Source organism: Rhodopirellula sp. JB055 (assembly GCF_043100905.1).
Lineage (GTDB): Bacteria > Planctomycetota > Planctomycetia > Pirellulales > Pirellulaceae > Rhodopirellula.
In genome coordinates this window covers 1-10,624 of record NZ_JBICHO010000008.1, presented here as the reverse complement: position 1 = coordinate 10,624, position 10,624 = coordinate 1, and the positions used below count along the sequence as shown (strand labels likewise).

Sequence of the window (10,624 nt, the reverse complement as noted above, 5' to 3'; positions counted from 1 at the left end):
GTGGTGGGAGCCGACGAGGTGTCGGCTTGTTCATTGCAAGATGGTTCGGAAGTCTGGTCGACGCCTCCTGATTTGGTTCGACCTGGGCAACGAATCTCGGGACGCGGTGTGTTTGGAAAAGATCGCTATTACTTGCCCACGACCACGGATGAGTTGATCGAAATATCTCTGCAGAACGGTGAGGTGTTGCAGCGTCGAACGGTGCGTTTTCCGCTGGGGAATTTGATCGCAATTGACGGCGAGTTGATCTCTCAATCGGCGACGATGGTTGCCGTTGCTTACGGCGAGCAGTCGTTGCAGCCACGCGTCGATGCGTTGCTTCAAGAGGACCCGGAAAACTTCTTTGCATTGGTTCGCAAAGCCGAGTTGTTGATCGAACAGGAGCAACGACCTCGTGCATTGGAATTGCTGCGAAAGGCTCGGGAATTGGACCCCGACAACGATGAAGTGATCATGTTGTCGGTCGAAGCCATGCTAGGAAGTCTTCGCGAAAATCCGAGTGACGCCAATGTTGATTTGGATGCGTTGATGGACCTGATCGACCAACCCGAACAACGGGCGGAGTTGTTGGTGCTGCAGATCAAAGGGGCGGTCTCGAAACCCGCTCAGCAAATCGATCATGTGAAGGCGACGGAGTTGCTGCTGGATTTGTCGGAACTGGTGCTGCGTCATCCAAGCCTGAATCGTGACATGGATGCGGTCTTCCCGAATGCGGCTCGTCAGTTCACGGTTGACGATTGGATCAGTGCCCGTGTGTCGCAGTTGGTTTCCACGGCCAGCGATGAGGAACTGGCAGAAATCACGCAAGTCGTGACGTCGCTCGTTTCTTCGCGTGGAAACATGGATGGCACCGCGCTCATGCGGACGCTGCAGCATTTCTCACCGGTTGTGGAAGCAACCCGTGGGCTGCGACGTGACATGGCCGCGCGAGCCCTGTTGATGGAAGACAGCTTCCTCGCTGAGCGATTGATTTGGGCGGACACGATGACAACCGACGATGCCTTGGAATCTTTGAGCAACGATCGTTTGTTGATGTTGGCCAAACTGTACAGCAAGGAATCGTGGAATCTTGACCGGTTGGCAGTCGGGGAGCTGCTTGGAAATCGTTTGAGCGAGACGGAACCCAGTGGCGCCGACACGTTCATTGAGGACGCTCTGCAAGCCAATCCCATTCGCGGTCGCGATTACAACATGGCCGAGCAATGGCCTCGAGAGGTGGACTTGGATTGGCAGTCCATTCGCATGCCTCGTTCCAGCATGATGATGAATGACCGCCGCTACGCGAAAACGACTCACTTGATGGGGCGTCAGTTGCGAGGCTGGAATGCGATGAGTGACAGCATGAACTCATTGGCACTGATCAATCCTTACGGGATTCATCGTTCGATTCCGGTCGAGGGATTCTCGGGGATGCGGTCCTTTGGAAAGGAATTGACTTACAGCGGCAGCCTGATGCTGTTGCTGACGCAATCCGAATTGATCGCAATCGATCTGTTCCGAAGTTTGGGCGTGAACCGCGAAGACCCGATCCGTTGGCGGCGGACACTTGGGACTGATGGCCAACCTGTTGCGAAGCGCCGGAGTGCGGCAACTCCGTTCGGAAATCAGATCTATCGAAACATGATGGTTTCCGCGACAGCGGACAACGGTGACGCTCAGTTGATCCTCGGGCCGGTCTTGGGCGACCGATTATTTTTGTTGCAGGGAACTGAGCTGATTTGCTTGGACACGGTGACAGGAGAAGAACGCTGGCGAACAACAACCGAAGCGGTGGGGACCGCTGTCGTCCATGCGAACAATCGCGTGATGGTTGTCAGCCGCGCTCAGAACCAAATCGAAAGCTACGACATTCACGATGGTGAATTGCTGGAGACTCAAAAGCGTACGATTGGATCGGTGATCTCGTCCCTGGGGGCTCACTTGTTGACGGTGACTCAGGTGAACAAGGCTGCCAGCGTGCCTGCTGACGGCAGTGACGAAATGCAGGCCAATCTGGAGGCGGCGAAGGAGATGCACGATCCCCAGTTGGTCGAGCTGATTGACATGCGGACTGGCGAGACGGTTCATTCGCGAGTTGCGGACACTCAGAACGTGAACGAAACGGCGGCCTACGCCGAAGTGAGCGACGGTCGCTATTTCACTCTGTTGGATCACACCGGCCGGGCGACCATTTGGGATTTACTATCGGGACGCGAAATCGCGGATGTGATGGTGCCTGCTCGCAAGGGACTGTACGGCGTTTCGGTGATGTCGATCCAAGATCAAATGTTGATTTTGCCTCGGCATCGAAAACCCAATCGTGACCTAGCCGCGACGCGTTCGGTGGCGGTCTCGGGCGGGGCGGCGGTGCAGCCGATCACTGCGATGCATGCGATTTCAACGGTGGATGGCTCGCTGCGTTGGAGTCGCTCGTTTGACGACGCCTGGGGGTGCACGGTCGAGCAACCGTGGGTCACGCCGATGTTGCTGATGGCTCGGGCGCACTTGACCGTACCTGGAAACGGTGTGCGTCGTCGGCAAATGGATGTGATGGGAATCAGCGTTGTCGATGGCAAGACGTTGCACGAGATCGAACGCAAGGAAACGAACAGCAACACCAATGTGATTGAAAGTCGCGTGAAGTTGATTCCACATCGCAACACGATGCTGGCGGAGATCCAACTCGAGCTGCTGACTTACACGTTCAAGGATGAGGAATCCGGTGACCAGGTGGATCCTGAAGATGGGGCCAAAATCGATGAAGTTGATGAATCGGACGGGCAACAAGAAGTTGTGCCTGAGTGATTCAATTCAAGGGAGTTTGGGTCATTTGGCGGATGGCTCTTTGCCGTAGCCACCGCCGCCGGGAGTTTCCATGATCAACCGATCGCCGGCATCCACTTTTTGGCTGGTCGCGAAGGGAAGTTCCGTTCTTTGGGATGAACGCACCCATGTTTGACGTCCTGGTTGGCCGGGGGCTCCGCCCTGCATCCCGTAGGCTCGCGTCGTTCGTCGCGAGGTGATGAGCGAAAGCGTTAACGGGCGAAGGAATTCCATTTCACGGATCATTCCGTCGCCGCCTCGATGGTGACCTGACCCTCCGCTGCCACGGCGAATCGCGAAACGCCACAAGCGAACCGGCAGCCGCGACTCCAAAATTTCAGGGTCGGTGATTCGGGTGTTGGTCATGTGGGTGTGAACTGCATCCGCGCCTGCTTGGGTCGTTGTTGCGCCTGCGCCACCGCCGATGGTTTCGTAGTACCCAAAGGTTTCATCGCCGAGCAGCAAGTTGTTCATCGTGCCTTGAGATGCGGCGGCGATGCCCAACGCGCCAAGCAAGACGTCGACAACCCGATTGCTGGTTTCGACGTTGCCAGCGACCACCGCGGGACTGGTTTCGGGGGTGTCGCCAGCGGGCGGTGCGAGCAAGCCCGCTGGGATGATCAATTCGATGCGTTTGAGCACGCCATCACACAAAGGCAACTCGCCTGGGACAACGGACCGCAACACGTACAGCACGGCTGCTGTCACGATCGAGGGCGTGGCATTGAACCCATTGGGATGCACAGGGCCCGTTCCGGTAAAATCGATTTGCAATCGTCCGGTGGTTTGATCCGGTTGCAAGGTGACCCGGATCGGAGTCCCGTCGTCGAGGGAGTCTTCAAAAGAGCGAGGTTCAGTTCCCAGCGTGGCAATCCAGGTCGCTGTGGCTTCCCCGGCGACATGCAACAACTGCTTCAGTAGATCCATCAGTCGGGACTTGGTCATTGAATCAGCTAACGCCTGGATTCGATTGGCACCGGCCTGCCCTGCTGCTTCGGCCGCGGCGATGTCGGCCATGTTTTCGTCTGCATTTCGCGACGGATACGTTGCGCTACCAAGCAGATTGCGAATGGAAGCATGATGGGATTGTCCGTCGCGAACCAAGCATTCGTTGTGCAGGACGACGCCTTCTTCCGCGAGACAGGTGGCCGCGGGGGCCATCGATCCCGGAACCATTCCACCGATTTCAGCGTGATGGCATCGCGAGGCGACAAAGAAGTCACAGGGCCAACCTTTGGGACGCGGTGAACCCGACGCATCGTCGCAGAAGACCGGGGTGACAACGGTGATGTCGGGCAGGTGAGACCCGCCCGCGTAAGGATCGTTGCTGAGGTACGAGTCACCGGGGGACATCGTCGGGTAGTCCGCGATCAAACTGCGAACCGTGTGGCTCATCGCGCCGAGGTGAACCGGCACGTGGGGTGCGTTGGCGACCAGCGATCCGTCTCCCAGGAATACAGCGCAACTGTAGTCGCGACGTTCTTTGACGTTCACGCTGACACTGGTTCGACGGATGACTTCGCCCATCGATTCGGCGATGCCTTGCACGCGTCTCGCGGCGATTTCCATGGCAACGGTGTCGTCCAGTTGCTCAACAACTCGCGGGGATGCGGGCCCGTCCTCCGACGACGCAGCCTCTTTCTTGACCTCCAAGGGTCCGTCGGCGGACATCGTCGCGGACCAATCGACTTCCACGACCAAGACCGAATAGGGGCCGGCCACAACCGCCGGTCCGACGATTGTCTGCCCAGGGGAGATTGTTTCACGGTCCCAGAGATCGACGTTTTGAAAGCGACCCTGAACCCACATCGACATCGATTCCGCTTGCGCAGCAGTCGACGCAGTCGAATTTTTGGGAATGACCGGTGTTTCCAGGTTGCTGGTGTGGTTGGAGTGTCGTTCCAAAGTGGCTTCGCAGCGAACGGTGACCACTTCGAGCGGCATGGAATCTCGACGGTAACCAAACGTGGCTTGGTGTTTCGCATCGAAGCGAGCCGGCAGTGTCTCGAGCGGAAACAGGTCGACTGACAATGTTGACTGAGTTCCCAGGGGACGAGCGTCGCATTGATGGACGGATCGAAGTGGCGTGTTCGATGAGATGTTTTCTTCTTTGCGAAGTTGAGTTTGACACTGGTGCAAGGTCTGGTTCGCAGCCGACTCCAGCCACGAGATGGCTTCCTGATTGAGCGATCGATCGCCGCCCAAATCGGTTGAATCCGAAATGGCCGTTGCGACGGTGCGAAGCAAGGACTGAGAGGCAATGCGTCCAATGGGGGCGGCGCCCATGCCGACCGCGGATAGCAATCCCGAATCGGGATGGTCGATCACGTGGGACATTTCCAATGAGTCGGCGACCTGACAAAGGTGGCCGCCCGCAGCGCCTCCAAACCCGACCAATGCCATTTGTCTCGCATCACTTCCTGCGGCGGTGGTGACGACTCGAACGGCTTCGGCCATTTGGGTGACAGCCAACTGCAGGAAGCCGTCGGCGAGTTGTTCCGGGCTCAGAGTGCTGTTGCTTGGAAGTTGTTGGTGAGTTTGCTGCAGTTCGTTTTGTGCGGCTTTCAAGTTCAGAGGAAATGGGAAGCGATCGATTGGCAGTCGTCCCAGCAAAACGTTGACGTCGGTGATCGTGAGCGGTCCGCCATGCCCGTAGCACGCCGGCCCCGGGAAGGCTCCCGCACTGTCAGGGCCAACCGTCAGCCGTCCGTCGCGGATGGCACAGATGGATCCTCCACCCGATGCGATCGTGTGAATGTCCATCATCGGAGTCAGCACGCGAATGCCACCGATCATGCTTTCTTGGCGTCGTCCGACCGCTCCTTCGTAGCGACTGACGTCGGTGCTGGTGCCACCCATGTCCAATCCAACGGCACCGGAAACACCGCACTGCTTGGCGACTTCTCCGAGTGCGACAACCCCACCGGCTGGGCCCGACAACACGCTGTCTTTGCCGCGAAAACCAGCGGAGGCGACGAGATTGCCACCGCTTGTCATCCACCGTAGATGGCAGGTTGCTTCTCCACCGAACTGCTTCCAGACTCGCGCGACGTAGGCTTCCAAAAGAGGCAACAGGTACGCGTCGAGCGTCGTGGTTTCGGCTCGCGGGACAATTCGAGGCAGCGCTGCCACTTCGGTCGATCGGATCACATCGGTGAACCCGAGTTCTTTTGCAATTCGCTGCACGGTCCGTTCGTGAGAGTCATTGCGATGGGAGTGCAGCAGGCAGATCGCCAACACCAAGTTCTCTGGTCCGGATGCTTGGAGGTCTTGCAGACACGAGCGGAGGTGGGATTCGTCCAGCGGAATCAGCTCATTGCCCTGAGCATCCAAGCGACCACGAATTTCCACGGTTCGAGTCGTCAACGGCTCCGGTTTGACGATGTTCAAGGCAAACAGATCAGGACGGTCTTGGGTGCCAATCTGCAGCAAGTCCGCGAAACCTTCGGTGATCAACAATGCGGTCGGGGCACCGTTGCGAGTGAGCAAGGCGTTCGTGCCACGCGTCGTGCCCATGCGAACGGAAAGCGGTGGAAGCGGTTGCGGCAATGGGCAAGCCAGCAACACGCGAGTGGCCAGGATCGGCGACTCGATTCCTGCGTTGAGCACTGCATTTTGATCGCGGCTGATTCGATTGGCAGGTTGATCCAGTTGCAGGCGAACTGCACTTGCGGATCGACGCTCGCAGCTCAACACGTGGAAGGAGTCACCCGGGATGCCTGATTCGTTTGGCAGTTGAAGTTGGGCAGATTCCCAGAACCCGTCGATGGCAAACGGCGCCGGGAGCTCGACATCGACGCGGGTGAAGTCGTCACTGTGGGCGAACACTCGAGCGGATACCAATCCGCTGCTGAGGACTTTGATGGCGTCGCGTTGGCGATGTCCGTGTGGATGGGTTCGTTGAACCAGGCAATCCGTGAAGGTGCCGCCGACATCCACCCAGACTTCGATCGGTTCAGTTTTCATGGGGAGTCAGTGAGAGTTTGAAAAGCCGATCTTCGAAATGTCACCGGTGGCCGCGGCAGTGTCACTCGACTAAGTCGCGGTCTCTTACCCCTAGCAGGTAGAGGACAGCATCGAGGCCCAGTGTGGAGACTTGATGTTCGGCTGATTCCCGCACGATGGGCTTGGCGTGAAAGGCGATTCCCAGACCGGCTCGGGAGAGCATCGGCAGGTCGTTCGCACCATCACCAATCGCAATCATCTGTTTGCGGTCCACGCCTTCGTTGGCGGCGAGTTGTTCGAGTAGCAACGCCTTGCGTTCGGCATTGACGATCGGGCCGAGGACTCGACCGGTCAATTTACCGTCGATAATTTCCAGTTCGTTGGCATGCACATGGTCGATCCCCAAGAGCTCTTGAAGGTGTTCGCCGAAGTAGGTGAAACCACCACTGAGAATCGCGGTGGTGTAACCAAAGCGACGGAGGTTGGAAAGCAAACGCTCGGCACCTTCGGTCAACTGCAAACGCTCGGCGACTTTGGGAAGGACACTCTCGGGCAACCCTGCAAGTGATTGCACGCGTTGGCGGAGCGATTCGTCGAAGTCAATTTCGCCTCGCATCGCGGCCTCGGTGATCGCACTGACTTTTTCTCCGGCCCCCGCTTCTTTGGCCAATTCGTCGATCACTTCGGCTTGTAGAAGCGTCGAATCCATGTCGAGCGCGACGATGCGTCGGTTGCGTCGGAAGGCATCGTCTCGCTGCCATGCCAGATCCAAGTTCAACCGGTTGGACAGATCCAACAGGCTGGCTTTGAGAGCGTTGGCATCGATCGGGTCGCCTCGCAATGAGAATTCCACGCAGGCGCGAGTCAATTCATCGCCAGGTTCGCGATCTGGTCGGCCGGACAATCGCGTGATGACATCGATGTTCAGTCCTTGGTCGGACACCAGCCGACTGACCGCTGCAAATTGTTCGGCGGTGACCGAGCGAGAAAGCAGTGTGAGGATGAATCGTGATTTGCCTTGGCGTTTGACCCACGCGTCGTAGTCCGGATCGCAAACGATCTTGGCTTTGCATTTCAGACCCATTTTGCGACTTTTGCGTCGCATCTTTCGGATCAGACGTTCGGGATCTTCGCTGCCGGGAATCTGCACCAGCATTCCCAATAGCAGGGATCGGTGGATCACGGCTTGGTTGACGTCGATGACTCGGCAATGGAAACGATGCAGTCGTTCCGAGATCGACGCGGTCAAACCGGGACGATCGTCCCCTGTGAATCGCAACAGCACGATGGTCGGGGGACGCACCCCGGTGGGGACAGCAGCATGCGGGGATGGCAAGGTGGGTTCGTTCACAACAGCGTTGGGGTTGGACACAGGGGCGTTCTTGGTGGCGGGCACAATCAGTCGCTGTGAAAGAGTGAAAGGACTTCGTCGGCGTCGGACAAATCGATCAGGGCGACGATGATGTCGTTGACTTCCAAAACATCGTCCGCGGTCGGCACGCGAACAAACCCGTCTCGCTGAATGGCGGCGATCAAACAGCGTCCAGCAAGAGGCAAATTGGCCAGCGAAGCTTCGGTGACAGGGGAACCTGCTAGGATCTCCAGTTCGTAAACGCCGATGGAACCGTTGGGCAATTTGCTTTGGCTGATGATGGCGCCCTCGTTGAGAAAGCCCAGAATCTGCCTCGCGACCACGTCGCGTTCACTGACGGCCAAGTCGATGCCAAGTTTGCCGACCACATTCGCATAATCAGGTCGGCCAACCACGCACATCACACGTGAGGCACCCAGTTCGCGAGCCTCGACGCCGGCCATGATATTGTTTTCGTCGTTGCCCGTGCAGCCAACGAAGTAGTCGACTGTGCCGCCGCCTTCGTCTTCTAGGACACTGCGACGATTGGCGTTGGCGTGCACGACGGTGACGTCAGGCAGCAGCTTGGCGAGTTGTTCGCAACGCTTCGCGTCTTGTTCAAGCAGCACGGTGCGGAAGTCTTCGCGGCCGAGCAGACCAGCCAGGTGGTAACCGGTTTCACCGCCGCCAGCGATCATGACCTTGGATTGTTTGCGACGTCTTTTTTCACCGCCAAAGATTTGGCGGGCAACGCTGACCGCGTCCGGCATCCCGACCAGGCTGACTCGGTCACCGGCACGTGTTTCGTCAGCACCGCTGGCGATCCACATGCGACCTTCGCGTGCGAGTGAGCCGATGCGAACGCTGGGTGGAAGTTGCAATTCCATCAGCTTCTTGCCAGCCGCGGCGGAACCTGCCGCGACATCCATTTCATAGACTTGCAGTTGCCCGCGAGCGAAGTGTTCCAGCGGAATCGCATCGGGATTGCGAATCGCTCGGGCGAGTTCCGAGGCTGAGAGTTGTTCGAGTGAAAGCAGGCTGTCGATTTGGAAGTGACGTTGGTAGTCAAACGTCGACAGGTCACGAAACGCGGGAGCGTAAACGCGAGCGATCGCACGGCGGGCGCCGAGTGCTTTGGCCATGCTCGCGGCGACGATGTTGACTTCGTCGTCTCCCGTGACCGCCAGGCACAAGTCGGCACTGAGCACGTCGGCAGAGAACAGCACGGTGCTCTGAGAGGCATTGCCTTCGATCGCACGCACGTCCAGTTCGCTGTTGATGGATCGCACGATTTCAGGGTCGCTGTCGATCAGCGTGACGCTGTGACGGCGCCGGCACAGCATGTCGGCGATCCAGCGTCCAACCGTTCCGCCACCGAGAGTCAGAATCCTCATCGGGTCAGACCATCCAGTCCAAGACGAGAACCAATACGAAAACGACCGCCATGAAACCGGTGATCCAGCGGGCTGTGTGGAACGCGTGCCGCAGAATCAGAGACAAATCCTCGTGCCGTGTCGCACCAAATACCAGCGAGATCGCAATGATCAGGGGCAGGTAGTACAGCAAATAGGTGGGCGAGATCGAAAGCACGGCGAATTCCAGGAAAGGTTCGAAGCACCCGCATCCTAGATCAAACCACCGCGAATCGGCAATGTCACGGGAGGAGAAGCTCCTAGCTCGTGGTCGTGTGCCCCTGTGCCCCTTTCCTCTCTCTCCCTCCACGCCCACTGGGGTATGATGCCCCCTTCGGCGAGTTTTTCTCACCAGACAGCCAAGAATTGCAACCATGATCGGAGAGACGCAGATGAGCAGCGAATTGAGTGGCGACCAGCAAACAACGAGGCACGCGTACTTGGGGATGAAATTAGGCCCGGTGGCGATGGTTGTTTTGGCCGTTTTGCAAGGGAGTCCGGTGATGGCAGAAACACTGAACGTTTGGTTTGGAACCACAACGCCCCGAGGCGGTGCCAGCGAAGGGATCTACCACGCCACCTTCGACACCGAATCGGGCAAACTGAGTCCAGCGACCTTGGCGGTCAAGGCACAGCAACCCGGGTTCTTGGCAATGCACCCGAGCAAACCCGTGCTGTATGCCTCCAGCGGGAGCGGCGTCACGGCCTACCGCGTGAAAGCTGAATCCAAGGACGCGAAATTGGTTGAAATGGGATCGGTCGAAAGCGGTGATGGTGGAGTCGCACACTTGGCGACCGATCGCACGGGAAGCGTGCTGCTCTCGGCACAATACGGCGGCGGCTCAACGACGGTGTATGAATTGGCCGAAGACGGTTCGGTCGCACGCCGCGTGGAGGTCCGTGAACACGATGCGCTGCTGTCGCCAGCGGGATCAGGCGTGGTCGGCAACCGCCAGGACGCACCGCACGCTCACTGGGTCGGGACATCGCCCGATAACCGATTCGCTTTCACGCCTGACTTGGGCATGGACAAAGTCGTGATTTGGAAGTTGGATCCAAACGGACCATCGCTCACCCATCATGGTTTTGGCGAAGGGATCCCCGGTGGCGGACC

At 58.2% G+C, this 10,624-nt stretch carries 6 protein-coding genes; 2 read left to right on the top strand and 4 right to left on the bottom strand.

Features of this window, described 5'->3' with window-relative positions; genetic code table 11:
- On the top strand, positions 1-2,784 hold a 2,784-nt coding region (locus ACF8AM_RS00195), incomplete at its 5' end, for a PQQ-binding-like beta-propeller repeat protein (RefSeq protein ID WP_392553685.1).
- Between the two features lie 21 nt (positions 2,785-2,805).
- Here ACF8AM_RS00195 and ACF8AM_RS00190 read toward each other — a convergent pair.
- From ACF8AM_RS00190 to ACF8AM_RS00175, 4 genes are all read right to left on the bottom strand, one after another.
- Entirely contained in the window at positions 2,806-6,768 is a 3,963-nt protein-coding gene (locus tag ACF8AM_RS00190; protein WP_392553684.1) for a hydantoinase B/oxoprolinase family protein, read from the bottom strand.
- A 61-nt stretch (positions 6,769-6,829) separates the two neighbouring features.
- Positions 6,830-8,098 (bottom strand): phosphoserine phosphatase SerB, encoded by a 1,269-nt coding sequence (serB, locus tag ACF8AM_RS00185; RefSeq protein WP_392553686.1) that lies wholly within the window; start codon positions 8,096-8,098, stop codon positions 6,830-6,832.
- 47 nt (positions 8,099-8,145) lie between these two features.
- Positions 8,146-9,492 (bottom strand): Trk system potassium transporter TrkA, encoded by a 1,347-nt coding sequence (trkA, locus tag ACF8AM_RS00180; RefSeq protein WP_392553683.1) that lies wholly within the window; start codon positions 9,490-9,492, stop codon positions 8,146-8,148.
- Positions 9,493-9,496: 4 nt separating this feature from the next.
- Positions 9,497-9,688: a hypothetical protein gene (locus tag ACF8AM_RS00175; RefSeq protein WP_392553682.1), complete on the bottom strand. Its 192-nt coding sequence runs from the start codon at positions 9,686-9,688 to the stop codon at positions 9,497-9,499.
- A gap of 196 nt (positions 9,689-9,884) precedes the next feature.
- Here ACF8AM_RS00175 and ACF8AM_RS00170 point away from each other — a divergent pair.
- Positions 9,885-10,624, top strand: a 740-nt coding sequence (locus tag ACF8AM_RS00170) for a beta-propeller fold lactonase family protein (RefSeq protein ID WP_392553681.1), incomplete at its 3' end; no start/stop codon positions are given.